General features: G+C 67.8%; 27 protein-coding genes. All 27 read right to left on the reverse strand.

Going from position 1 to position 23,153, the window contains the following annotated elements:
- Positions 1-248 precede the first annotated feature (248 nt).
- The 27 genes from rplO to rpoB all read right to left on the reverse strand — a co-directional run bounded on the left by rplO (position 249) and on the right by rpoB (position 22,857).
- The gene (gene rplO / locus AC3RJ8_RS13555; protein ID WP_489713121.1) at positions 249-719 is read right to left on the reverse strand and encodes a 50S ribosomal protein L15; all 471 of its coding nucleotides are present in this window, start codon (positions 717-719) and stop codon (positions 249-251) included.
- Between the two features lie 2 nt (positions 720-721).
- Positions 722-904, reverse strand: coding sequence for a 50S ribosomal protein L30 (gene rpmD, locus AC3RJ8_RS13560; RefSeq protein ID WP_106267288.1), 183 nt, complete (start codon positions 902-904; stop codon positions 722-724).
- Positions 904-1,569, reverse strand: coding sequence for a 30S ribosomal protein S5 (gene rpsE / locus AC3RJ8_RS13565; protein WP_489713122.1), 666 nt, complete (start codon positions 1,567-1,569; stop codon positions 904-906). The genes rpmD and rpsE overlap by 1 nt, the downstream gene beginning before the upstream one ends.
- Before the next feature lie 37 nt (positions 1,570-1,606).
- Complete coding sequence (gene rplR, locus AC3RJ8_RS13570; protein ID WP_407318964.1) at positions 1,607-1,978, reverse strand: 50S ribosomal protein L18; 372 nt, start codon at positions 1,976-1,978, stop codon at positions 1,607-1,609.
- Positions 1,978-2,514, reverse strand: a complete 537-nt coding sequence (rplF, locus tag AC3RJ8_RS13575) for a 50S ribosomal protein L6 (protein WP_407318965.1) — start codon at positions 2,512-2,514, stop codon at positions 1,978-1,980. Before rplF ends, rplR begins: the two co-directional genes overlap by 1 nt.
- A gap of 19 nt (positions 2,515-2,533) precedes the next feature.
- Positions 2,534-2,932 (reverse strand): 30S ribosomal protein S8, encoded by a 399-nt coding sequence (gene rpsH, locus AC3RJ8_RS13580; RefSeq protein WP_171782456.1) that lies wholly within the window; start codon positions 2,930-2,932, stop codon positions 2,534-2,536.
- 79 nt (positions 2,933-3,011) lie between these two features.
- Positions 3,012-3,197, reverse strand: a complete 186-nt coding sequence (locus tag AC3RJ8_RS13585) for a type Z 30S ribosomal protein S14 (protein ID WP_013837851.1) — start codon at positions 3,195-3,197, stop codon at positions 3,012-3,014.
- 1 nt (position 3,198) lies between these two features.
- Positions 3,199-3,783, reverse strand: a complete 585-nt coding sequence (rplE, locus tag AC3RJ8_RS13590) for a 50S ribosomal protein L5 (protein WP_489713123.1) — start codon at positions 3,781-3,783, stop codon at positions 3,199-3,201.
- The gene (rplX, locus tag AC3RJ8_RS13595) at positions 3,783-4,124 is read right to left on the reverse strand and encodes a 50S ribosomal protein L24 (RefSeq protein WP_407318967.1); all 342 of its coding nucleotides are present in this window, start codon (positions 4,122-4,124) and stop codon (positions 3,783-3,785) included. The genes rplE and rplX overlap by 1 nt, the downstream gene beginning before the upstream one ends.
- 2 nt (positions 4,125-4,126) lie before the next feature.
- The gene (gene rplN / locus AC3RJ8_RS13600) at positions 4,127-4,495 is read right to left on the reverse strand and encodes a 50S ribosomal protein L14 (protein ID WP_106267302.1); all 369 of its coding nucleotides are present in this window, start codon (positions 4,493-4,495) and stop codon (positions 4,127-4,129) included.
- Between the two features lie 133 nt (positions 4,496-4,628).
- Positions 4,629-4,913: a 30S ribosomal protein S17 gene (gene rpsQ, locus AC3RJ8_RS13605; protein ID WP_407318968.1), complete on the reverse strand. Its 285-nt coding sequence runs from the start codon at positions 4,911-4,913 to the stop codon at positions 4,629-4,631.
- Positions 4,914-4,920: 7 nt separating this feature from the next.
- On the reverse strand, positions 4,921-5,160 hold the full coding sequence (rpmC, locus tag AC3RJ8_RS13610) for a 50S ribosomal protein L29 (protein ID WP_106267305.1): 240 nt from the start codon (positions 5,158-5,160) through the stop codon (positions 4,921-4,923).
- On the reverse strand, positions 5,160-5,579 hold the full coding sequence (gene rplP / locus AC3RJ8_RS13615) for a 50S ribosomal protein L16 (protein ID WP_106267307.1): 420 nt from the start codon (positions 5,577-5,579) through the stop codon (positions 5,160-5,162). The genes rpmC and rplP overlap by 1 nt, the downstream gene beginning before the upstream one ends.
- Positions 5,580-5,582: 3 nt before the next feature.
- Complete coding sequence (gene rpsC, locus AC3RJ8_RS13620; protein WP_407318969.1) at positions 5,583-6,434, reverse strand: 30S ribosomal protein S3; 852 nt, start codon at positions 6,432-6,434, stop codon at positions 5,583-5,585.
- A complete protein-coding gene (gene rplV / locus AC3RJ8_RS13625; RefSeq protein ID WP_106267310.1) occupies positions 6,434-6,802 on the reverse strand; it encodes a 50S ribosomal protein L22 in 369 nt (122 codons plus the stop codon). Before rplV ends, rpsC begins: the two co-directional genes overlap by 1 nt.
- 43 nt (positions 6,803-6,845) lie before the next feature.
- Complete coding sequence (gene rpsS, locus AC3RJ8_RS13630) at positions 6,846-7,127, reverse strand: 30S ribosomal protein S19 (RefSeq protein ID WP_075829208.1); 282 nt, start codon at positions 7,125-7,127, stop codon at positions 6,846-6,848.
- A gap of 14 nt (positions 7,128-7,141) precedes the next feature.
- Positions 7,142-7,978 carry a 50S ribosomal protein L2 gene (gene rplB / locus AC3RJ8_RS13635; RefSeq protein ID WP_489713124.1) on the reverse strand — a complete coding sequence of 279 codons (837 nt, stop codon included), beginning with the start codon at positions 7,976-7,978 and terminating at the stop codon, positions 7,142-7,144.
- 31 nt (positions 7,979-8,009) lie between these two features.
- Positions 8,010-8,312, reverse strand: a complete 303-nt coding sequence (gene rplW, locus AC3RJ8_RS13640) for a 50S ribosomal protein L23 (protein WP_106267314.1) — start codon at positions 8,310-8,312, stop codon at positions 8,010-8,012.
- Complete coding sequence (rplD, locus tag AC3RJ8_RS13645; RefSeq protein WP_489713125.1) at positions 8,309-9,013, reverse strand: 50S ribosomal protein L4; 705 nt, start codon at positions 9,011-9,013, stop codon at positions 8,309-8,311. The genes rplW and rplD overlap by 4 nt, the downstream gene beginning before the upstream one ends.
- Before the next feature lie 5 nt (positions 9,014-9,018).
- The gene (gene rplC / locus AC3RJ8_RS13650; protein ID WP_407318972.1) at positions 9,019-9,672 is read right to left on the reverse strand and encodes a 50S ribosomal protein L3; all 654 of its coding nucleotides are present in this window, start codon (positions 9,670-9,672) and stop codon (positions 9,019-9,021) included.
- 14 nt (positions 9,673-9,686) lie between these two features.
- Positions 9,687-9,995 carry a 30S ribosomal protein S10 gene (gene rpsJ / locus AC3RJ8_RS13655; protein WP_013837837.1) on the reverse strand — a complete coding sequence of 103 codons (309 nt, stop codon included), beginning with the start codon at positions 9,993-9,995 and terminating at the stop codon, positions 9,687-9,689.
- 468 nt (positions 9,996-10,463) lie between these two features.
- A complete protein-coding gene (gene tuf / locus AC3RJ8_RS13660; RefSeq protein WP_407318973.1) occupies positions 10,464-11,660 on the reverse strand; it encodes an elongation factor Tu in 1,197 nt (398 codons plus the stop codon).
- A 126-nt stretch (positions 11,661-11,786) separates the two neighbouring features.
- Positions 11,787-13,889 (reverse strand): elongation factor G, encoded by a 2,103-nt coding sequence (gene fusA, locus AC3RJ8_RS13665; protein ID WP_407318974.1) that lies wholly within the window; start codon positions 13,887-13,889, stop codon positions 11,787-11,789.
- Between the two features lie 113 nt (positions 13,890-14,002).
- Positions 14,003-14,473 (reverse strand): 30S ribosomal protein S7, encoded by a 471-nt coding sequence (gene rpsG, locus AC3RJ8_RS13670; protein WP_407318975.1) that lies wholly within the window; start codon positions 14,471-14,473, stop codon positions 14,003-14,005.
- Positions 14,473-14,847, reverse strand: a complete 375-nt coding sequence (gene rpsL / locus AC3RJ8_RS13675; RefSeq protein ID WP_106267324.1) for a 30S ribosomal protein S12 — start codon at positions 14,845-14,847, stop codon at positions 14,473-14,475. The genes rpsG and rpsL overlap by 1 nt, the downstream gene beginning before the upstream one ends.
- A 561-nt stretch (positions 14,848-15,408) precedes the next feature.
- Positions 15,409-19,290 (reverse strand): DNA-directed RNA polymerase subunit beta', encoded by a 3,882-nt coding sequence (locus AC3RJ8_RS13680; protein WP_489713126.1) that lies wholly within the window; start codon positions 19,288-19,290, stop codon positions 15,409-15,411.
- A 54-nt stretch (positions 19,291-19,344) separates the two neighbouring features.
- Positions 19,345-22,857, reverse strand: a complete 3,513-nt coding sequence (gene rpoB, locus AC3RJ8_RS13685; RefSeq protein WP_489713127.1) for a DNA-directed RNA polymerase subunit beta — start codon at positions 22,855-22,857, stop codon at positions 19,345-19,347.
- Between the last annotated feature and the right edge of the window lie 296 nt (positions 22,858-23,153).

Consider the following 23,153-nt stretch of genomic DNA (forward strand, 5'->3'; position numbering starts at 1 on the left):
CGGCGTCGACGCACCGACTCGGTCGTGGTCCGGCCGGTTCCCGACGGTCACCGCGCGCGCCGCGTGCAGTGCGGACCGTGACGGATTCTACGTGCCTCGGGAGGTGACCTGGGCCACGTGCGTCGAACGAAACTAGCAGATCGCCCGAATCCGGTCTCCCCGACTGGTGGTCCGTGGACGGTCGTCACCCGCCCGGGACAGCACGGAGGGCCGGTGGCGCACGTGCGCCACCGGCCCTTCGTCAGCTCTCAGTCCTCCGAGACGGAGCCACCGGCAGCCAGGATCTTCTCCTTGGCGGACGCCGAGACCGCGTCGACGGCGATCTCGAGCTTCACGGTGACGTCGCCCGTGCCGAGCACCTTCACCGGCTGACCCGAGCGGACCGCGCCCTTGGCGACGAGGCCCTCGACGGTGACGGAGCCACCCTCCGGGTACAGCGCGGCGAGCTTGTCCAGGTTCACGACCTGGTACTCGACGCGGAACGGGTTCTTGAAGCCGCGCAACTTCGGCAGGCGCATGTGCAGGGGAACCTGCCCCCCCTCGAAGCCCGCGGGCACCTGGTAACGAGCCTTCGTACCCTTGGTACCGCGGCCCGCCGTCTTACCCTTCGACGCCTCGCCTCGACCCACACGGGTCTTGGCCTTCTTGGCGCCGGCAGCCGGACGCAGGTGGTGGACCTTCAGCGGCTGGGCCGCCTTCTTGTCGGTGCTGTCGGCCATGATCACTCGACCTCCTCGACGGTGACGAGATGCGCCACCGTGGTGACCATGCCACGGATCTCCGGGCGGTCCTCCTTCACGGCGGTGTCGCCGATCCGCTTGAGGCCGAGGGTCCGCAGCGTGTCACGCTGGTTCTGCTTGCCGCCGATGGCGGACTTGACCTGGGTGACCTTCAGGCGAGCCATCACGCACCCACCTTCTCGTCGGCCTTCTTGTCGCCCTTCGCGGCGAGGCCGGCGGCCTGCGCCCGCAGCAGCGGGGCCGGAGCCACGTGCTCGAGCGGGAGACCACGACGCGCGGCCACGGCGGCCGGCTCCTCGAGGCCCTTGAGGGCCGCGACGGTGGCGCGGACGATGTTGATCGCGTTCGACGAGCCGAGCGACTTGCTCAGCACGTCGTGGATGCCGGCGCACTCCAGCACGGCACGCACCGGACCGCCGGCGATCACACCGGTACCCGGGGAGGCCGGGCGCAGGAACACGACGCCGGCCGCCTCCTCACCCTGGATGGGGTGCGGGATGGTGCCCTGGATGCGCGGGACGCGGAAGAAGTTCTTCTTCGCCTCCTCGACACCCTTGGCGATCGCCGACGGCACCTCCTTGGCCTTGCCGTAGCCGACACCGACGGTCCCGTCGGCGTCGCCCACGACCACCAGGGCGGTGAAGCTGAAGCGACGACCACCCTTGACGACCTTGGAGACGCGGTTGATCGACACCACGCGCTCGACGAAGGCGTTCTTGTCGTCGCGGGGGTTGTTGCGGCGGTCGTCGCGCCGGTTGGAGCGGCGACCGTCGTTCTTGGACTCGTTGGCGCCCTGGGGGGCGCCGGTGGTGCGCTGCCCTGCAGCCATCAGAGGATCCTCATCTTCCGTGCGAGCGTGGTCGTCATCACAGCGCCAGACCGCCTTCGCGGGCGCCGTCGGCGACCGCAGCCACCCGACCGTGGTACTTGTTGCCGCCGCGGTCGAAGACCACGGCGTCGATCCCGGCGGCCTTGGCACGCTCGGCGACGAGCTCGCCGACCTTGCGGGCCTTGGCGGTCTTGTCGTCGTTCGAGGCGCGCAGGTCGGCCTCGAGCGTCGAGGCCGAGGCCACGGTCTTGCCGACCGTGTCGTCGACGACCTGGGCCACCATGTGGCGGGACGAACGGGTCACGACGAGGCGCGGACGCGCTGCGGTGCCCTTGATCTTCTTGCGCAGGCGAAGGTGACGGCGCTGACGAGCGACGCTCTTGCCCTTGCCCAGAACCTTGAGAGCCATCACTTACCAGCCTTTCCGACCTTGCGACGGACGACCTCGTCGGCGTAGCGCACACCCTTGCCCTTGTAGGGCTCGGGCTTGCGGATCTTGCGGATGTTCGCCGAGACCTCGCCCACCTGCTGCTTGTCGATGCCGGACACCGAGAACTTCGTCGGGCTCTCGACCGCGAAGGTGATGCCCTCGGGGGCGCTGACCTTCACCGGGTGCGAAAAGCCGAGGGCGAACTCGAGGTCGCTGCCCTTGGCGGTCACGCGGTACCCGGTGCCGACGATCTCGAGCTTCTTCTCGTAGCCGTTGGTCACGCCGGTGATCATGTTGGCCAGCAGGGTGCGGGTGAGGCCGTGCAGGGCACGGGACTCACGCTCTTCGTCGGGACGGGCGACCTTGAGGGTGCCGTCCTCCTGCTCGACCGTGATGGGGGCGGGCACCGTGTGCTCGAGGGACCCCTTGGGGCCCTTCACCGTCACGAGTGCTCCGCTGATGGTGACGTCCACGCCGGCCGGGACCGGAACGGGGAGCTTGCCGATTCGAGACATTGGCGTCTCTCCTTTCCGATTACCAGACGTAGGCGAGGACTTCGCCGCCCACACCCTTGTCCTGCGCCTGACGGTCGGTCAGGAGGCCGGAAGAGGTGGACAGGATGGCCACGCCGAGGCCGCCGAGGACCTTGGGCAGATTGGTGGACTTCGCGTAGACACGCAGGCCGGGCTTCGACACACGGCGCACGCCCGTCAGGGCGCGCTCGCGGCTCGGGCCGTACTTGAGGTTGATGGTGAGGTCCTTGCCCACCTTCGCGTCCTCGACGGTCCAGCCGGTGATGTAACCCTCGGCCTGCAGGATGTCCGCGATCCGCGACTTCAGCTTCGAGAACGGCATCGTGACCGTGTCGTGGTGCGCCGAGTTCGCGTTGCGCAGACGCGTCAGCATGTCTGCGATCGGGTCGGTCATAGTCATATCGGGCTCCAGCCCTTCCTCGCCGGGGTATCCGTGCGGCGCTCCTCGGAGCGCCGCACGGACCTACGGCGTAGTTGTTTTACCAGCTGCTCTTGGTGACGCCGGGGAGCTCACCACGGTGGGCCATCTCCCGCAGGCAGATCCGGCACAGGCCGAACTTGCGGTAGACCGAGTGCGGACGACCGCACCGCTGGCACCGGGTGTAGGCGCGCACGGCGAACTTCGGCTTGGCGTTCGCCTTGTTGATCAGGGCCTTCTTCGCCATGTCAGCTCTCCTTGAAAGGGAAACCGAGACGGCGCAGCAGGGAGCGGCCCTCGTCGTCGGTCGTCGCCGTGGTCACGACCGTGATGTCCATACCGCGGACCCGGTCGATCTTGTCCTGGTCGATCTCGTGGAACATCGACTGCTCCGTGAGACCGAACGTGTAGTTGCCGTGCCCGTCGAACTGCTTCGGGCTCAGACCGCGGAAGTCGCGGATGCGCGGCAGCGCGATCGACAGCAGCCGGTCGAGGAACTCCCACATGCGGTCGCCACGCAGCGTGACATGCGCACCGATCGGCATCCCCTCACGCAGCTTGAACTGCGCGATGGACTTCTTCGCACGGTTGATCTGCGGCTTCTGACCCGTGATCGCGGTCAGGTCGCGGATCGCACCCTCGATCAGCTTCGAGTCCTTGGCCGCGTCCCCGACACCCATGTTGACGACGATCTTGGTCAGACCGGCGACCTGGTGGAGGTTCGAGTGACCGAACTCCTCCTGGAGCGCGGCAAGGATCTCCTCGCGGTACTTCTGCTTGAGACGCGGCGTGGCCGGGGCCACCAGCGCCTCGTCGAGAGTCGTCTCGGTCATCAGATGTCCTTCCCGGAACGCTTGGCGTAGCGGACGCGCACCGTACGGGTGCGACCGTCCTGCTCGACCTCCTCGAGGCGGAACCCGACGCGGGTCGGCTTCTTGCTCTCGGGGTCGACCAGCATCACGTTGGAGACGTGGATCGGCGCCTCGACGGTCTCGATGCCACCCGTGCGGGTACCACGCGACGTCTGGCCGGCCTTCACGTGCTTGGTCACGCGCTGGACGCCCTCGACGACGACGCGGTCGCTGTCGGTGAGCACCTCCAGCACACGGCCCGTCAGTCCCTTGTCGCGACCAGAGATCACCTGGACCTGGTCGCCCTTCTTGATCTTCGCCATGGTCAGAGCACCTCCGGGGCCAACGAGATGATCTTCATGAACCGCTTGTCGCGCAGCTCGCGCCCGACCGGGCCGAAGATGCGCGTACCGCGCGGCTCGCCGTCGGTCTTGAGGATGACGGCGGCGTTCTCGTCGAACTTGATGTAGGAACCGTCGGGACGACGGCGCTCCTTGACGGTCCGGACGATGACGGCCTTGACCACGTCGCCCTTCTTCACGTTGCCGCCCGGGATCGCGTCCTTGACGGTGGCGACGATGGTGTCGCCGATACCGGCGTAGCGACGTCCGGATCCACCGAGAACGCGGATGCAGAGAATCTCCTTGGCACCCGTGTTGTCGGCGACCCGCAGTCGCGACTCCTGCTGGATCATCGATTGATCTCCTGTCGTCGAGCCGGTTCTCGGCCCGGGCTTTCCCGGGCGAGCCTTGCCGAACGGATAGTTGCTGTGGTGGGGACCCGGCGCATACGTGTGTCACACCGCGCCCCCACCGGGAAGGACTGTCTTACTTGGCCTTCTCGAGGATCTCCACCAGGCGCCACCGCTTGGTCGCGGACAGCGGGCGGGTCTCCATGATGACGACCAGGTCGCCGATGCCGGCGGTGTTCTGCTCGTCGTGCACCTTGACCTTGTTGGTACGGCGCATGACCTTGCCGTAGAGGGGGTGCTTCACACGGTCCTCGACCTCGACGACGATGGTCTTCTCCATCTTGTCGCTGACGACGTAGCCGCGGCGCACCTTGCGGGTTGCCCGCTCCTCGGTGGTCACCGTCTCGGTGTTCTCGCTCATCAGTGCCTCACTCACTCACGCTCGGGGCCGTACGGATGCCGAGCTCGCGCTCACGCAGGACCGTGTAGATCCGTGCGATGTCACGCTTGACCGCCTTGAGGCGGCCGTGCGACTCGAGCTGGCCGGTGGCGGCCTGAAAGCGCAGGTTGAAGAGCTCCTGCTTCTGCTCCTTGAGCTTCGCGACGAGAGTCTCGTCATCGAAGCCGTCGAGGTCGGCCGGGGCAAGGCCCTGGGTACCGATTGCCATCAGTTCGCACCACCTTCGCGCACCACGAAACGGCACTTCATCGGGAGCTTGTGCATCGCGCGGCGCAGCGCCTCGCGAGCAAGCTCCTCCGGGACTCCGGCCAGCTCGAAGACGATGCGGCCGGGCTTGACGTTGGCGACCCACCACTCGGGCGAACCCTTACCGGAACCCATGCGGGTCTCGGCCGGCTTCTTGGTGAGCGGGCGGTCCGGGTAGATGTTGATCCAGACCTTGCCGCCACGCTTGATGTGGCGGGTCATCGCGATACGAGCAGCCTCGATCTGGCGGTTGGTGACGTAGGCGGGCTCGAGAGCCTGGATGCCGTAGTCGCCGAACGAGATCGTGGTGCCACCCTTGGCCATGCCGGAGCGCTTCGGGTGGTGCTGCTTGCGGTGCTTGAGCCTGCGCGGGATCAGCATGACTCAGGCCTCCGTTCCGGACTCGGGGGCCGCGGCCTGCTCGGCCGGGGCCGGCGCGTCGGACGCGGCGGGGGCCTCGGCAGCGGGCTGCTGCTTCGGCTGCGACGGACGCTCGTTGCGGTCGTTGCGACGGGGACCGCCACGGCGCTCGCCACCGCGGGCTCCGCCACGGCCCTGGCGCGGGCCGGCGGCCGCCTGCTGCGCGGCGAACTCCTTCTCGGTCATGTCGCCCTTGTAGATCCAGACCTTCACGCCGATCCGGCCGAAGGTCGTGCGGGCCTCGAAGAAGCCGTAGTCGATGTTCGCGCGCAGGGTGTGCAGCGGCACGCGCCCCTCGCGGTAGAACTCCGACCGGCTCATCTCGGCGCCGCCGAGACGACCGGCGACCTGCACACGGATGCCCTTCGCGCCGGCGCGCTGCGCGGACTGGATGCCCTTGCGCATGGCACGACGGAACGAGACACGGCTCGCCAGCTGCTCAGCGATGCCCTGCGCGACGAGCTGGGCGTCGATCTCCGCGTTCTTGACCTCGAGGATGTTGAGCTGGACCTGCTTGCCCGTGAGCTTCTCGAGCTCACCGCGGATGCGGTCCGCCTCGGCGCCGCGCCGGCCGATGACGATGCCGGGGCGCGCCGTGTGGATGTCCACGCGGACGCGGTCGCGGGTGCGCTCGATCTCGACCTTGGCGATGCCGGCGCGCTCGAGCCCCGTGCTCATCAGCTTGCGGATCTCCACGTCCTCACGGACGTAGTCGCGGTACCGCTGACCAGGCTTGGTGCTGTCGGCGAACCAGCGCGACCGGTGGTCGGTGGTGATGCCGAGGCGGTACCCGTGCGGGTGAATCTTCTGCCCCACTATCGGGCCCCTTCCTTCTGCTCACGCGGTGCGACGACCACGGTGATGTGGCTGGTGCGCTTGAGGATCTGGCTCGCACGCCCCTGCGCCCGCGGACGGAACCGCTTGAGCGTCGGCCCCTCGTCCACGTACACCTCGGAGACCACGTACTCGGTCTCGTCGAAGCGCTCGCTCGCGCGGTCGGCCTTGACCCGGGCATTCGCCACAGCGGACTCGACGACCTTGCGGACCGGCTCGCTCGCGGCCTGCGGCGCGAACTTCAGCACCGCGACGGCCTCGACGGCCTGCTTGCCACGGATGAGGTCCACGACGCGCCGGGCCTTCTGGGGCGTGACACGGACGAACCGCGCCTGCGCCTTGGCTTCCATTGCTGTCCTGCTTCCTTTTCTCAGACCGTCAGGGTCGCGCCGCTCAGCGGCGGCGGCCCTTCTTGTCGTCCTTCACGTGGCCGCGGAAGGTCCGCGTGGGAGCGAACTCGCCGAGCTTGTGGCCCACCATGGCCTCGGTCACGAAGACCGGGGTGTGCTTGCGCCCGTCGTGCACGGCGAAGGTGTGGCCGAGGAAGTCGGGCGTGATGACCGACCGGCGGGACCAGGTCTTGATGACGTTCTTGGTCCCCTTCTCGTTCTGCGCGTCCACCTTCTTCTGGAGGTGGTCGTCGACGAAGGGGCCCTTCTTCAGGCTACGAGGCATCTGTCAGGCTCCTATCAGCGCTTCTTGCCGGTGCGGCGACGGCGGACGATCATCCGATCGCTCGACTTGTTCGGGCGGCGGGTCCGGCCCTCGGGCTGGCCCCACGGGCTGACCGGGTGGCGACCACCGGAGGTCTTGCCCTCACCACCACCGTGGGGGTGGTCGACCGGGTTCATGACGACACCGCGGACGGTCGGGCGGATGCCCTTCCACCGGTTGCGGCCGGCCTTGCCCCAGTTGATGTTCGACTGCTCGGCGTTCCCGACCTCGCCGACCGTGCCGCGGCAGCGGAGGTCGACGTTGCGGATCTCGCCGGACGGCATGCGCAGCTGGGCGTACGGGCCGTCCTTCGCGACGAGCTGCACGGAGGCGCCCGCTGAACGGGCGATCTTCGCGCCGCCACCAGGGCGGAGCTCGACGGCGTGGATGACCGTACCCGTCGGGATGTTGCGCAGCGGCAGGTTGTTGCCGGGCTTGATGTCGGCGCCGGGACCGGCCTCGACGGTGTCGCCCTGCGACAGCTTGTTCGGCGCCACGATGTAGCGCTTCGTGCCGTCCGCGTAGTGCAGCAGCGCGATGCGCGCCGTGCGGTTCGGGTCGTACTCGATGTGCGCGACCTTGGCCGGCACGCCGTCCTTGTCGTGACGACGGAAGTCGATCACTCGGTAGGCGCGCTTGTGGCCACCACCCTTGTGGCGGGTCGTGATCCGGCCGGAGTTGTTGCGGCCGCCGGTCTTCGACAGCGGACGAACCAGCGACTTCTCCGGCGCGGAGCGCGTGATCTCGACGAAGTCGGCAACGCTCGAGCCACGGCGGCCGGGCGTCGTCGGCTTGTGCTTACGGATTCCCATGGAAGTTGTCCTCGATCTGCTCTCGTCCGGCTCAGCCGACCGGACCGCCGAAGATGTCGATCGAACCCTCGCGGAGGGTGACGATCGCACGCTTCGTGTCCTTGCGCTTGCCCAGGCCGTAACGCGTACGACGCGTCTTGCCCTTGCGGTTGATCGTGTTCACCGAGGCGACCTTGACACCGAAGACCTGCTCGACCGCGATCTTGATCTCGGTCTTGTTGGCGTCCGGGTCCACGACGAAGGTGTACTTGCCCTCGTCGAGGAGGTTGTAGGACTTCTCGGAGACGACCGGCGCGATCAGGATGTCGCGCGGGTCCTTCGTCACGGCGGTCACTTGGTGGCCTCCTTCTCGGACGCAGCCTCGGCCTCGGACTCGGAAGCGACGGCCTTCACCGACTTGCCCGTGGACGGGCCCGCCAGGAACGCGTCGAGCGCGCCCGAGGTGAAGACGACGTCGTCGGAGACGAGCACGTCGTAGGTGTTGAGCTGGTCCGCCGTCAGCAGGTGGACCTGCTCGACGTTGCGGAGCGACTTGATGGTCAGCTCGTCCGAACGCTCGGTGACGACCAGCACGTGCCGGCGGTCGGTCAGCGTGGCGAGCGTGCTGACGGCCGTCTTGGTCGAGGGCACGCCGTCGATGCCGAAGCCCGACACCACGTGCACACGACCGGCGCGAGCGCGGTCCGACAGCGCGCCGCGCAGGGCGGCCGCCTTCATCTTCTTCGGGGTCCGCTGGTCGTAGCTGCGCGGCTGCGGCCCGTGGACCGTGCCACCGCCGGCGAACTGCGGGGCGCGGGTCGAACCCTGACGGGCGCGACCGGTGCCCTTCTGCTTGTACGGCTTGCGGCCACCGCCGCGGACCTCGCCGCGGGTCTTGGTGGATGCCGTGCCCTGGCGCGCCGCGGCACGCTGGGCGACGACCACCTGGTGGATCAGCGGGACGTTCGTGGCGACGTCGAAGACCTCGGCGGGCAGCTCGGCGGTGCCGGACTTCTTGCCGGTGGCGTCGAGCACGTCGACGTTCAGGTTAGCCATCTGTCTCAGGCTCCCTTCGCGGCGGTACGGACGAGGACGATGCCGCCCTTGGGGCCCGGGACCGCGCCCTTGACGAGCAGCAGGCCCTTCTCCGCGTCGACCGCGTGGACGGTCAGGTTCTGGACGGTCTTGCGGGCGTGGCCCATGCGACCGGCCATCCGCATGCCCTTGAACACGCGCGAGGGCGTGGAGGCGCCGCCGATCGAACCCGGCTTGCGGTGGTTGCGGTGCGCACCGTGCGAGGCGCCCACGCCGGAGAAGCCGTGACGCTTCATCACACCGGCGGTGCCCTTGCCCTTGGTGGTTCCGACGACGTCGACCACGACGCCGGCCTCGAAGGCCTCGGCGGTGATCTCCTGGCCGGTCGTGTACTCACCGGCGTTGTCGGTACGGACCTCGACGACGTGACGGCGCGGCGTGACGCCGGCCTTCTCGAAGTGGCCCTTGAGCGGCTTCGTGACCTTGCGCGGGTCGATCTGCCCGGCGGCGAGCTGGACGGCCGCGTAGCCGTCGGACTCCGCGGCACGGACCTGCGTCACCACGTTCGTGGGGACGGCGACGACGGTGACGGGAACGAGCTTGCCCGCGTCGTCCCAGGTCTGCGTCATGCCGAGCTTGGTGCCGAGCACCGCGGTCATGTTCTTCTGCTGGTTGGTCATGATCTCTTCCAGCCTCAGAGCTTGATCTCGATGTTCACGTCAGCCGGCAGGTCGATGCGCATGAGCGAGTCGACCGCCTTCGGCGTGGGATCGATGATGTCGATCAGGCGCTTGTGCGTGCGCATCTCGAAGTGCTCACGGCTGTCCTTGTACTTGTGAGGCGACCGGATGACGGTGAAGACGTTCTTCTCCGTCGGCAGCGGCACCGGACCCACGACCGTCGCACCAGCGCGCGTCACCGTGTCGACGATCTTGCGCGCCGAGCTGTCGATGACCTCGTGGTCGTAGGACTTGAGCCGGATGCGGATCTTCTGTCCCGCCATGGCGTCGTCTGACTCTCTCTCTCGAACCGCTACTGTCCGACCCCCGCGCTCGGGCGTGTCGCTAGTGCGACATGCTCGAGCGCACACCTGATCGGCGGCGGGGCCGTTGATTGTGGACCGCTGCGCGGACCACGACGTATGTCCAGCCTGTCGAGACGTGTGTCTCGTGGGGCGTTCCGCGTATCGACAGCAGGCATCCCCACGAACCCCTCGAAGGAGGGGCCGCTCCAGGCGCCGCCGGCGGCCAGAAGGCCGGGGCGTGCACCGCGGTGCTACACACTGTTCGACACGAGAAAGAACGCGCCCGTGACAGGCAACTTGACCATCTTGCCATACGAAGAGGCAGGAGGCCAAGTCGTTCCGGGTGTGACCCCGGACGCACCCGAGGCCCGGCCCCGCAGGGGGTCCGGGCCTCGGGCAGAGAACCGGTGGAGCTCAGCTCCCCAGGATCATCGAGCGATCAGCAGATCACTTGATGATCTTGGTGACACGGCCGGAGCCGACCGTGCGGCCACCCTCACGGATGGCGAAGCCGAGGCCCTCCTCCATGGCGATCGGCTGGATCAGCTCGACCGACATGTCGGTGTTGTCGCCGGGCATGACCATCTCGGTGCCCTCGGGCAGCGTGATGACGCCGGTGACGTCCGTGGTCCGGAAGTAGAACTGCGGACGGTAGTTCGAGTAGAACGGGTTGTGGCGGCCACCCTCGTCCTTGCCCAGGATGTAGACCTGCGCCTCGAAGTTCGTGTGCGGGGTGATCGAACCCGGCTTCACGACGACCTGACCGCGCTCGACGTCCTCGCGCTTGAGACCACGCAGCAGGAGACCGGTGTTGTCGCCGGCCTGCGCCTGGTCCATCTGCTTGTGGAACGTCTCGATACCGGTGACCGTGGTCTTCTGCGGCGAACGGATACCGACGATCTCGACCTCGGAGTTGATGTCGAGCGTGCCACGCGCCACCTTGCCGGTGACGACCGTGCCACGACCGGTGATCGTGAAGACGTCCTCGATCGGCATGAGGAACGGCTTGTCGAGCTCGCGGACGGGCTCGGGGACGTTCTCGTCCACGGCCTCCATGAGCTCCAGGACCTTCTTGGTCCACTCGGGGTCACCCTCGAGGGCCTTGAGGCCGGAGACGCGCACGACCGGAGCGTTGTCGCCGTCGAACTCCTGCGACGACAGCAGCTCGCGGACCTCCATCTCGACGAGCTCGAGGAGCTCCTCGTCCTCGACCATGTCGGACTTGTTCAGCGCCACGAGCAGGTAGGGGACGCCGACCTGGCGGGCCAGGAGGACGTGCTCGCGCGTCTGGGCCATCGGGCCGTCCGTCGCGGCGACCACCAGGATGGCGCCGTCCATCTGCGCCGCACCGGTGATCATGTTCTTGATGTAGTCGGCGTGACCCGGCGCGTCCACGTGAGCGTAGTGACGGTTCGGCGTCTCGTACTCGATGTGCGCGATGTTGATCGTGATACCGCGCTGCTTCTCCTCCGGCGCGGCGTCGATCTCGTCGAAGTTCTTCAGCGTGTTCGACGGGAGGTCGGGGTACGTCTCGGCGAGCGTCTTCGAGATCGCGGCCGTCAGCGTCGTCTTACCGTGGTCGACGTGACCGATGGTGCCGATGTTGACGTGCGGCTTGGTCCGCTCGAACTTGGCCTTAGCCACTGGGGTCCTCCTGGGACTTGGGTAGATGTTCCGAACGTTGCGAGTGTCGGCCGATCAAGCCTAACCCTCGGGGCGTTGCGGTTTCCTACAGGTTGATGGTTGTGCAGGTGTTCGACCTGTGGGGACTCACTCGCCCCGGGTCTTCTTGATGATCTCGTCAGCCACGGCCTTGGGAACCTCGCCGTAGCTGTCGAACTGCATCGAGTACACGGCGCGGCCCTGCGTCTTGGAACGCAGGTCCCCGATGTACCCGAACATCTCGCTCAACGGTACCTGGGCGCGCACGACCTTGACGCCCGTGGCATCCTCCATGGACTGGATCAGTCCACGCCGCGAGTTGATGTCGCCGATGACGTCGCCCATGTACTCCTCGGGCGTCCGCACCTCGACAGCCATGAGGGGCTCCAGCAGCACCGGGTCGGCACGGCGGACGCCCTCCTTGAACACCATGGAGCCGGCGATCTTGAACGCCATCTCCGAGGAGTCGACGTCGTGGTACGCACCGTCGAGGAGCGTGGCCTTGACGCCGACCACCGGGAAGCCGGCCAGCACACCCTGCTGCATGGCCGCCTGGATACCGGCGTCCACCGACGGGATGTACTCACGCGGGATCCGTCCACCGGTGACCGCGTTGGCGAACTCGTAGAGCTCGCCCTCCGTGGTCTCCAGCGGCTCGAAGGTCACCTGGACCTTCGCGAACTGACCCGAGCCACCGGTCTGCTTCTTGTGCGTGTAGTCGATCTTCTCCGCCTTGCGACGGATCGTCTCGCGGTACGCGACCTGCGGCTTGCCGACGTTGGCCTCGACCTTGAACTCCCGCTTCATGCGGTCGACGAGGATGTCGAGGTGGAGCTCGCCCATTCCGCCGATGACGGTCTGGCCGGTCTCCTCGTCCAGCTTGACGCGGAACGTCGGGTCCTCCTCGGCGAGCTTCTGGATCGCCGTGGAGAGCTTCTCCTGGTCCGCCTTGGTCTTCGGCTCGATGGCCACGTCGATCACCGGCTCCGGGAAGGTCATCGACTCGAGGATGACCTGGGAGTCCGACGCGCTCAGGGTGTCACCGGTGGTGGTGTCCTTGAGCCCGATGAACGCGTAGATGTGGCCGGCCTGTGCCTCGGGGACCGGGTTCTCCTTGTTGGAGTGCATCTGGAAGAGCTTCCCGATGCGCTCCTTCTTGCCCTTGGTCGTGTTGTAGACCTGGGCGCCCTGCTCGACCTTGCCCGAGTACACCCGGACGTAGGTGAGCTTGCCGAAGAACGGGTGCGAGGCGACCTTGAACGCCAGCGCGGAGAAGGGCTCCGAGGCGTCGGAGTGACGCTCGATGATCTTCTCCTCGTCCTTGGCGTCGTGACCCTGGACGGGCGGGACGTCGAGCGGCGAGGGCAGGTAGTCGATCACGGCGTCGAGCATGGGCTGCACGCCCTTGTTCTTGAACGCCGAGCCGCAGAGGACCGGGAAGGCCTCGGAGTTGACGACGAGCTTGCGGATGCCGCCCTTGATCTCGTCGATCGTCAGCTCTTCGCCGCCGAGGTACTTCTCGAGCAGCTCCTCGTCCGACTCCGCGACGGCCTCGATGAGCTCGTTGCGGTACTCCTCGGCCTTGGCCTGGAGGTCGGCGGGGATCTCCTCGACGTCGTAGGTCTCGCCGAGCTTGGTCTCGCCGTGCCAGACCAGCGCCTTCATCTGCAGCAGGTCGACGACGCCGGTGAAGTCGTTCTCGGCACCGATCGGCAGCTGGATGACCAGCGGCTTCGCCTTGAGGCGCTCGACGATCGTCTTGACCGTGAAGTAGAAGTCGGCACCGAGCTTGTCCATCTTGTTGACGAAGCAGATGCGCGGCACGTCGTACTTGTCGGCCTGGCGCCACACGGTCTCCGACTGGGGCTCGACGCCCTCCTTGCCGTCGAACACGGCGACGGCACCGTCGAGGACACGGAGCGAGCGCTCCACCTCGACGGTGAAGTCCACGTGCCCCGGGGTGTCGATGATGTTGATCTGGTTGTCGCCCCAGTAGCAGGTCGTCGCGGCGGACGTGATCGTGATGCCGCGCTCCTGCTCCTGCTCCATCCAGTCCATCGTCGACGCACCGTCGTGCGTCTCACCGATCTTGTAGTTGACACCCGTGTAGTACAGGATGCGCTCGGTGGTGGTGGTCTTGCCGGCATCGATGTGGGCCATGATGCCGATGTTGCGGACCTTCTTCAGGTCGGTCAGCACGTCGAGTGCCACGGTGTCTTACCCCTCGGGTCAGTGGGACGTCGGGAACCGGTGCGGAGACCCGGCCTCTGCCGGCTCCAGATCCGCGGACGACCCCGGGGAGCTCCCGAGGTCGTCCGTGCGCATCACCAGCGGTAGTGCGCGAAGGCCTTGTTGGACTCGGCCATCTTGTGCATGTCCTCGCGGCGCTTGACCGCGGCACCGAGGCCGTTCGAGGCGTCGAGGATCTCGTTCATGAGCCGCTCGGTCATCGTCTTCTCACGACGGGCGCGCGAGAAGTCGGTGAGCCAGCGCAGCGCGAGCGTGGTCGACCGCGAGGGACGGACCTCGACCGGAACCTGGTAGGTCGCACCACCGACACGGCGGGAGCGGACCTCGAGGGCCGGACGGACGTTCTCGAGCGCACGCTTGAGGACGACGACCGGGTCCTGGTCGGTCTTGTCGCGGACACCCTCGAGGGCGCCGTAGACGATCGACTCGGCGGTGGACTTCTTGCCGTCGAGCAGGACCTTGTTGATCAGCTGCGTGACGACGGGCGACCCGTAGACGGGGTCGACGATGAGCGGCCGCTTGGGGGCCGGACCCTTGCGAGGCATCAGGCCTTCTCCTTCTTCGCGCCGTACCGGGAACGCGCCTGCTGACGGCCCTTGACACCCTGGGTGTCGAGCGCGCCGCGCACGATCTTGTAGCGGACACCGGGAAGGTCCTTCACACGGCCGCCGCGCACGAGCACGATCGAGTGCTCCTGGAGGTTGTGGCCGACACCGGGGATGTAGGCCGTGACCTCGATGCCGGAGGAGAGCTTCACACGCGCGACCTTGCGGAGCGCCGAGTTCGGCTTCTTGGGGGTGGTGGTGTACACACGGGTGCACACGCCGCGCCGCTGGGGGGAACCCTTGAGGGCCGGGGTCTTGGACTTCCCGGCCTTCGAGGTCCGGCCCTTGCGGACGAGCTGCTGGATCGTAGGCACTACGTCTCCGTCGTCTCTCGAGCTCACGAGGGCCTCGTGGCCCTCGACGGTGGTCTGTCTGGCTTGTGCGTGCCGATCGCAGGCGGCACCCGCGATCCTCACGGACCGCAACGCCACTTACCACCGGCTCGATGGCCCGGGTCCGCTCCCCCGTCCTCACGAACGGTCCGAGCAGTCATCCGGGATGCTCGTGCACGCATCGGCGGCGCCTCCGGCGGCTCTCCCGAGCGATGCTCGGAAGCAACGCTCGGACGACCAGCGGGATGCACGGCGCGACGGCACGGGCACGGCTTCCTAGGCTACCCGCGGAAACAAGCGGGGTCAAAGGGCGAGACGACGGCCCTGCTGTGACGTCGGTCGCCCCGCCCGGCGACCGCCCCCGACCCGCACCGATGCACCCGAGCGGCCTGCGCCGTCGTCCCCGCGACCCTCAGGAGAGAACGACGACGGCGCGGGGAGGCCTGCCGTCGTTCCGGTCGTGCGCATTCCCGAAGTGGAGCGCCCCCAGGGGCGCGTGAACGCGACCGGAACGACAGCGGGCCTCCCCGCGCCGCACAGGAATCAGCGGAAGTCGCCGAAGTCCAGGTCCTCCAGCGGGATCGCCTCGCCCGAACCCATGCCCAGGGTCGGGAAGTCGATCTCGTCGTAGCCGAAGCTCGGGTAGAGCTCCGCCTTGGCCTGCTCGGTCGGCTCCACCTCGATGTTCCGGTAGCGGGGCAGACCCGTGCCGGCGGGGATGAGCTTACCGATGATGACGTTCTCCTTGAGGCCCAGCAGCGGGTCCCGACGACCGCTCATCGCCGCCTCGGTGAGCACCCGGGTCGTCTCCTGGAAGGAGGCGGCCGAGAGCCACGAGTCGGTGGCGAGCGAGGCCTTCGTGATACCCATCAGCTCCGGACGGCCGGCAGCCGGCTGGCCACCCTCCGCCACGGCCTTGCGGTTCGCGTCCTCGAAGCGGGTGCGCTCGGCGAGCTCACCCGGCAGCAGCGCGGCGTCCCCGGCGTCCAGCACGGTCACGCGACGCAGCATCTGCCGCACGATGACCTCGATGTGCTTGTCGTGGATGTCCACGCCCTGCGAGCGGTACGTGTCCTGCACGGCGTCCACGAGCTGCTTCTGCGTGGCCCGGGGGCCGAGGATGCGCAGGACCTTCTTGGGGTCGACCGCACCCTGGACCATCTGGGTCCCGACGGCGACGTGGTCGCCGTCCGCGATCAGCAGGCGCGCACGCTTGGTGACGGGGTAGCGGATCTCCTCGCCGCCGTCGTCCGGCGTGAGCACGAGGTGACGCGTGCGCTCGGTGTCCTCGATCGTGACCCGACCGGTGTACTCCGCGATGGGCGCCTCACCCTTCGGGGTACGGGCCTCGAAGAGCTCGGTGACACGCGGCAGACCCTGCGTGATGTCCTCCGCGGAGGCGACACCACCGGTGTGGAAGGTACGCATCGTCAGCTGCGTGCCCGGCTCACCGATCGACTGTGCCGCGATGATGCCCACGGCCTCGCCGATGTCCACGAGCTTGCCCGTGGCCAGCGACCGGCCGTAGCACTTCGCGCAGGTACCGACGCGGGACTCGCAGGTCAGGACCGAACGGACCTTGACCTCCTCGATCCCGGCGTCGAGCACCTTGCCGATGATGATGTCGCCCGCGTCGGAGCCGGCCTCGGCGATGACCGTGCCGTCCTCCGCCACGACGTCCGTGGCGAAGGTCCGCGAGTAGATCGAGGTCTCGACACGGGGGTGCGGCAGCAGCTGGTCGCCGATCCGCTCGGCCACCGGCAGGGGCAGACCTCGCTCCGTGCCGCAGTCCTCCTCGCGGATGATGACGTCCTGCGAGACGTCGACCAGCCGTCGGGTCAGGTAGCCCGAGTCCGCGGTACGCAGCGCCGTGTCCGCGAGGCCCTTGCGGGCACCGTGGGAGGCGATGAAGTACTCGAGGACGGACAGGCCCTCACGGTAGTTGGACTTGATCGGGCGCGGGATGATCTCGCCCTTCGGGTTCGCCACGAGGCCGCGCATACCGGCGATCTGACGCACCTGCATCCAGTTACCACGGGCACCCGAGGAGACCATGCGGTACAGGGTGTTCCGCTCGTCGTTCTCGAGGTGGTGGCGCATGACGGCGGCGATCTTGTCGGTCGCCTGGGTCCAGATCTCGATGAGCTCCTGACGCCGCTCGTCGTCGGTGATCAGGCCCTTCTCGTACTGGCCCTGCACCTTGAGCGCGCGCGCCTCGTGCTCGTCGAGGATCTCGTCCTTCTCCGCCGGCATCGCGACGTCGGTGATCGAGATCGTGACGCCCGAGCGGGTGGCCCACCGGTAGCCGGCGTCCTTCAGCGCGTCGAGCGCCGTCGCCACGTCGACCTTCGGGTAGCGCTCCGCCAGGTCGTTGACGATCGCCGAGAGCTCCTTCTTGCCGACGATCTCGTTCTGGAACGGGTAGTCGACGGGCAGCGCCTCGTTGAAGAGCGTGCGCCCGAGGGTCGTCTCGAACAGCAGCGTCTGCCCGGGCTCCCAGCCCTCCGGGGCCTCGAAGCCGCGCAGCGGCGGCACGAGGTCCGACATCCGCACCTTGATCGTGGCGTTGATGTCGAGCTGACCCCGGTCGAACGCCATGATCGCCTCGGCCTGGGACGAGAACACACGGCCCTCGCCCTTCGCCCCGGGGCGGTCCGCCGTGAGGTGGTGCAGACCGATGATCATGTCCTGGGAGGGCATGGTGACCGGACGGCCGTCCGACGGCTTGAGGATGTTGTTGCTCGAGAGCATGAGGATGCGGGCCTCGGCCTGCGCCTCCGCGCTCAGGGGCAGGTGGACGGCCATCTGGTCACCGTCGAAGTCGGCGTTGAACGCGCCGCACACGAGCGGGTGCAGGTGGATCGCCTTGCCCTCGACGAGCTGCGGCTCGAAGGCCTGGATGCCCAGACGGTGCAGCGTGGGTGCACGGTTGAGGAGCACCGGGTGCTCGGTGATGACCTCCTCGAGCACGTCCCACACGACGGGACGGGTGCGCTCGACCATGCGCTTGGCCGACTTGATGTTCTGGGCGTGGTTGAGCTCCACGAGCCGCTTCATGACGAACGGCTTGAACAGCTCGAGCGCCATCTGCTTGGGCAGACCGCACTGGTGCAGCTTGAGCTGCGGACCGACCACGATGACCGAGCGGCCCGAGTAGTCGACGCGCTTGCCCAGCAGGTTCTGGCGGAACCGGCCCTGCTTGCCCTTGAGCATGTCGGAGATCGACTTCAGCGGACGGTTGCCCGGCCCGGTGACCGGACGACCGCGGCGGCCGTTGTCGAACAGCGAGTCGACGGCCTCCTGCAGCATCCGCTTCTCGTTGTTGACGATGATCTCCGGCGCGCCGAGGTCGAGCAGCCGCTTGAGGCGGTTGTTGCGGTTGATGACGCGGCGGTACAGGTCGTTGAGGTCGGACGTCGCGAAGCGGCCACCGTCGAGCTGCACCATCGGGCGCAGGTCCGGCGGGATGACCGGCACGGCGTCGAGCACCATGGCCGACGGCGAGTTCGTCGTCGTCAGGAACGCGTTGACGACCTTGAGCCGCTTCAGGGCACGGGTCTTGCGCTGGCCCTTGCCGGTGCGGATGAGCTCACGGAGCGTCTCCGCCTCGGCCTCCAGGTCGAAGCTCTCGAGGCGCTTCTGGATCGCCGCGGCGCCCATCGAGCCCTCGAAGTACGTGCCGTACCGGTCGACGAGCTGGCGGTACAGCATCTCGTCGCCCTCGAGGTCGGCGACCTTGAGGTTCTTGAACCGGTCCCAGACCTGCTCCAGGCGGTCGAGCTCGGCGTCCGAGCGCTTGCGCAGCTGCGCCATCTCGCGCTCGGCCGAGTCGCGGACCTTGCGGCGCGCGTCGGCCTTGGCACCCTCGGCCTCGAGCTCGGCCAGGTCGGCCTCGAGCTTCTGGGCGCGGGCGTTGATGTCGTTGTCGCGCCGGTCGGTGATCTCCTTCTTCTCCAGGTCGATCTCGTTCTGGAGGTTGGGGAGGTCTTCCTGGCGCGCCTCGTCGTCGACCCACGTGATCATGTAGGCCGCGAAGTAGATGACCTTCTCCAGGTCCTTGGGCGCGAGGTCGAGCAGGTAGCCCAGGCGGGACGGCACACCCTTGAAGAACCAGATGTGCGTCACCGGGGCGGCGAGCTCGATGTGGCCCATGCGCTCACGGCGGACCTTGGAGCGGGTGACCTCGACACCGCAGCGCTCGCAGATGATGCCCTTGAAGCGCACCCGCTTGTACTTGCCGCAGTAGCACTCCCAGTCACGGGTGGGGCCGAAGATCTTCTCGCAGAAGAGCCCGTCCTTCTCCGGCTTGAGGGTGCGGTAGTTGATGGTCTCGGGCTTCTTCACCTCGCCGTGCGACCAGGCACGGATGTCGTCGGCCCTGGCCAGACCGATACGCAGCTCGTCGAAGACGTTGACGTCGAGCAAGATGTCCTACTTCCTGATGCAGCAGATGTGGTCTAAGTCAGCTCGTCGCTGGGATCAGATCTCGTCGACCGTGGTGGCGGAGTTCGGCCGGCGCGAGAGGTCGATGCCGAGCTCCTCCGCGGCGCGGTACACCTCGTCGTCCGACTCCTTCATCTCGATCTGGGAGCCGTCGCTCGAGAGCACCTCGACGTTCAGGCAGAGCGACTGCATCTCCTTGAGGAGCACCTTGAAGGACTCCGGGATGCCCGAGTCGGGGATGTTCTCGCCCTTGACGATCGCCTCGTACACCTTGACGCGGCCGGGGATGTCGTCGGACTTGATCGTGAGCAGCTCCTGGAGCGTGTACGCCGCTCCGTACGCCTCGAGCGCCCACACCTCCATCTCGCCGAACCGCTGACCACCGAACTGCGCCTTACCACCGAGCGGCTGCTGGGTGATCATCGAGTACGGACCGGTCGACCGGGCGTGGATCTTGTCGTCGACCAGGTGGTGCAGCTTGAGGATGTACATGTAGCCGACCGCGACCGGGTCCGGGAACGGCTCGCCGGAGCGGCCGTCGAAGAGCGGCGCCTTGCCGTCGAGGCCGACCATGCGGTCGCCGTCGCGGTTCGGCAACGTCGTGGAGATCAGGCCGCGCAGGGCGTCCTCCTCCAGGCCGTCGAACACCGGCGTCGCCACCGGGACACCCGGCTCCGAGCGCTTGGCGTGCTCCGGCAGCTTCTCGCGCCACTGGAGGTCGTCGCCCTCGGCGAGCTCGACGTCCCACCCACGGCTGGCGACCCACCCGAGGTGGGTCTCCAGCACCTGACCGACGTTCATCCGGCCGGGCACACCGAGCGGGTTGAGCACGATGTCCACGGGGGTGCCGTCGGGAAGGAACGGCATGTCCTCCTGCGGCAGGATCTTGGAGATGACGCCCTTGTTGCCGTGACGGCCGGCCAGCTTGTCGCCGACCGTGATCTTGCGGCGGTTGGCGATGTAGACCCGCACGAGCTGGTTCACGCCGGCGGGCAGCTCGTCGCCGTCCTCCCGGTTGAACTCGCGCACACCGATGACCGTCCCGGACTCGCCGTGCGGCACCTTGAGAGAGGTGTCGCGGACCTCGCGGGCCTTCTCACCGAAGATGGCGCGCAGCAGGCGCTCCTCCGGGGTCAGCTCGGTCTCACCCTTCGGGGTCACCTTGCCGACCAGCACGTCACCGGCACCGACCTCGGCGCCGATGCGGATGATGCCGCGCTCGTCGAGGTCGGCCAGGACGTCCTCGGAGACGTTCGGGATGTCCCGCGTGATCTCCTCGGGGCCCAGCTTGGTGTCGCGCGCGTCGACCTCGTGCTCCTCGATGTGGATCGAGGACAGCACGTCGTCCTCCACGAGGCGCTGCGACAGGATGATCGCGTCCTCGTAGTTGTGGCCCTCCCACGACATGAACGCCACGAGCAGGTTGCGGCCGAGCGCGAGGTCACCCTCGTCGGTCGCCGGACCGTCGGCGAGCACCGAGCCCACCTCGACCCGCTGACCGGCGTCGACCAGCACGCGCTGGTTGTAGCTCGTGCCCTGGTTCGAGCGGCGGAACTTCGCCACGCGGTACGTCGTGGTGGTCGCGTCGTCGTTGGCGACCGTGATGAGGTCGGCCGAGACCTGCGTGACCACACCGGGCTTCGACGCGACGATCACGTCGCCGGCGTCGACGGCGGCACGGCGCTCCATGCCGGTACCGACCAGCGGCGCCTCGGAACGCACCAGCGGCACGGCCTGACGCTGCATGTTGGCACCCATGAGGGCGCGGTTGGCGTCGTCGTGCTCCAGGAACGGGATGAGCGCGGTCGCCACGGACACCATCTGGCGCGGGGACACGTCCATGTAGTCGACGTCGGAGGCGAGGACGTCGTCCGTCTCGCCGCCCTTCGTCCGGACCAGGACGCGGTCGAGCGCGAAGGAGCCGTCCTCGTTGAGGGTCGTGTTCGCCTGGGCGATGACGTGACGGTCCTCGTCGTCGGCGGTGAGGTAGACGACCTCGTCCGTGACGCGGCCGGCGACGACCTTGCGGTACGGGGTCTCGATGAAGCCGAACGGGTTGATGCGACCGAACGACGCCAGCGAGCCGATCAGACCGATGTTCGGGCCCTCGGGGGTCTCGATCGGGCACATGCGGCCGTAGTGCGACGGGTGGACGTCGCGGACCTCCATGCCGGCGCGGTCGCGGGACAGACCACCCGGACCCAGCGCGGAGAGACGCCGCTTGTGCGTCAGACCGGCGAGCGGGTTGTTCTGGTCCATGAACTGCGAGAGCTGCGAGGTGCCGAAGAACTCGCGGATCGACGCCACCACGGGGCGGATGTTGATCAGCGTCTGCGGGGTGATCGCCTCGACGTCCTGCGTCGTCATGCGCTCGCGGACCACGCGCTCCATGCGGGACAGACCCGTGCGCACCTGGTTCTGGATGAGCTCGCCCACGGCCCGGATGCGGCGGTTGCCGAAGTGGTCGATGTCGTCGGTCTCGACGCGCACCTCGTACGGCTCGCCGTCGCGGGTGCCGTCGATGCTGCTCTTGTCGGCGTGCAGCGCAGCGAGGTACTTGATGGTGGCGACCACGTCGGTCACCGACAGCGTGCTCTCGCTGAGCTCGGCCGAGACGCCGACCTTCTTGTTCATCTTGTAGCGGCCGACCTTCGCCAGGTCGTAGCGCTTGGGGTTGAAGTAGAAGTTCTCGACGAGGGCGCGGCCCGCCTCGACCGTCGGCGGCTCGCCCGGACGGATCTTGCGGTACAGGTCGACCAGGGCCTCGTCCTGGGTGTGGACGTGGTCCTTCTCGAGCGTGTCGAGGATCGTCGGGAAGTCCGCGAACTCCTCGCGGATCTCCGACTCGGTGAGGCCCAGGGCCTTGAGCAGCACGGTGACGGGCTGCTTGCGCTTGCGGTCGACACGCACGCCGACGGCGTCGCGCTTGTCGATCTCGAACTCGAGCCACGCACCGCGCGACGGGATGATCTTCGCCGAGTAGACGTCCTTGTCGCTCGTCTTGTCCGGCGTCCGCTCGAAGTAGACGCCCGGGGAACGGACGAGCTGCGAGACGACGACGCGCTCGGTGCCGTTGATGACGAACGTGCCGCGGTCGGTCATGAGCGGGAAGTCGCCCATGAACACCGTCTGGCTCTTGATCTCACCGGTGGTGTAGTTGACGAACTCGGCCGTGACGAACAGCGGCGCCGCGTACGTGAAGTCCTTCTCCTTGCACTCGTCCACCGTGTACTTCGGCGGCTCGAAGCGGTGGTTGGAGAAGGAGAGGGACATCGACTGGCCGAAGTCCTCGATCGGGGAGATCTCCTCGAAGATCTCCTCCAGCCCGGAGGCGTCCGGGACGTCGTGACGACCGGCCTCGACCGCGGCCTCGACCCGGGCCTGCCAGGACTCGTTCCCCAGGAGCCAGTCGAAGCTCTCGACCTGGAGCCCGAGCAGGTCGGGCGCCTGGAGCGGCTCGTGGATTCGGGCGAAGGAGACGCGGCGGGAGGCGGTGCGGTTCGCGATAGCGTCGGCGGACGGAGCAGAAGGGGTGCGCGAGGCAGCCAAGAGGGGTCCTTCCCTGCAGTTCGATGGCACGCTGTACGCTCGGTCCTGCGACGGGGCGCCGAGCCGCGGCGAGAGGGACCGCTCCACGAGCCATCCGAGGGTGACCACGGTGGTCTCAGCGAGCGGGACGTCATCGGCGGGAGGGGCGTCTGGGCACAGGCGAGCGCAAAGCGCTAGCGTAACCGAAACCGTGGAGCAAGTCCACCCGCGTGGGCGCGCGAGCAGACGTCCTCGGCTTCGTGGGTCGTGAGGACGTTGTCTCGGTGGCCGCCATATGCCGCCCAAGAAACGGTACC

This window comes from Isoptericola sp. MSGPD8_1_ISO-PGPR-S23-394, assembly GCF_058072785.1.

Bases quoted from the DNA above. Each gene is read 5' to 3' on its own strand.
- rplO (WP_489713121.1), bottom strand. From the start codon at position 719: ATGGCCGACAGCACCGACAAGAAGGCGGCCCAGCCGCTGAAGGTCCAC.
- rpmD (WP_106267288.1), bottom strand. From the start codon at position 904: ATGGCTCGCCTGAAGGTCACCCAGGTCAAGTCCGCCATCGGCGGCAAG.
- rpsE (WP_489713122.1), bottom strand. From the start codon at position 1,569: ATGGCTGCAGGGCAGCGCACCACCGGCGCCCCCCAGGGCGCCAACGAG.
- rplR (WP_407318964.1), bottom strand. From the start codon at position 1,978: ATGGCTCTCAAGGTTCTGGGCAAGGGCAAGAGCGTCGCTCGTCAGCGC.
- rplF (WP_407318965.1), bottom strand. From the start codon at position 2,514: ATGTCTCGAATCGGCAAGCTCCCCGTTCCGGTCCCGGCCGGCGTGGAC.
- rpsH (WP_171782456.1), bottom strand. From the start codon at position 2,932: ATGACTATGACCGACCCGATCGCAGACATGCTGACGCGTCTGCGCAAC.
- AC3RJ8_RS13585 (WP_013837851.1), bottom strand. From the start codon at position 3,197: ATGGCGAAGAAGGCCCTGATCAACAAGGCGAACGCCAAGCCGAAGTTC.
- rplE (WP_489713123.1), bottom strand. From the start codon at position 3,783: ATGACCGAGACGACTCTCGACGAGGCGCTGGTGGCCCCGGCCACGCCG.
- rplX (WP_407318967.1), bottom strand. From the start codon at position 4,124: ATGGCGAAGATCAAGAAGGGCGACCAGGTCCAGGTGATCTCTGGTCGC.
- rplN (WP_106267302.1), bottom strand. From the start codon at position 4,495: ATGATCCAGCAGGAGTCGCGACTGCGGGTCGCCGACAACACGGGTGCC.
- rpsQ (WP_407318968.1), bottom strand. From the start codon at position 4,913: ATGAGCGAGAACACCGAGACGGTGACCACCGAGGAGCGGGCAACCCGC.
- rpmC (WP_106267305.1), bottom strand. From the start codon at position 5,160: ATGGCAATCGGTACCCAGGGCCTTGCCCCGGCCGACCTCGACGGCTTC.
- rplP (WP_106267307.1), bottom strand. From the start codon at position 5,579: ATGCTGATCCCGCGCAGGCTCAAGCACCGCAAGCAGCACCACCCGAAG.
- rplV (WP_106267310.1), bottom strand. From the start codon at position 6,802: ATGGAAGCCAAGGCGCAGGCGCGGTTCGTCCGTGTCACGCCCCAGAAG.
- rpsS (WP_075829208.1), bottom strand. From the start codon at position 7,127: ATGCCTCGTAGCCTGAAGAAGGGCCCCTTCGTCGACGACCACCTCCAG.
- rplB (WP_489713124.1), bottom strand. From the start codon at position 7,978: ATGGGAATCCGTAAGCACAAGCCGACGACGCCCGGCCGCCGTGGCTCG.
- rplD (WP_489713125.1), bottom strand. From the start codon at position 9,013: ATGGCTAACCTGAACGTCGACGTGCTCGACGCCACCGGCAAGAAGTCC.
- rplC (WP_407318972.1), bottom strand. From the start codon at position 9,672: ATGACCAACCAGCAGAAGAACATGACCGCGGTGCTCGGCACCAAGCTC.
- rpsJ (WP_013837837.1), bottom strand. From the start codon at position 9,995: ATGGCGGGACAGAAGATCCGCATCCGGCTCAAGTCCTACGACCACGAG.
- rpsG (WP_407318975.1), bottom strand. From the start codon at position 14,473: ATGCCTCGCAAGGGTCCGGCCCCCAAGCGGCCGCTCATCGTCGACCCC.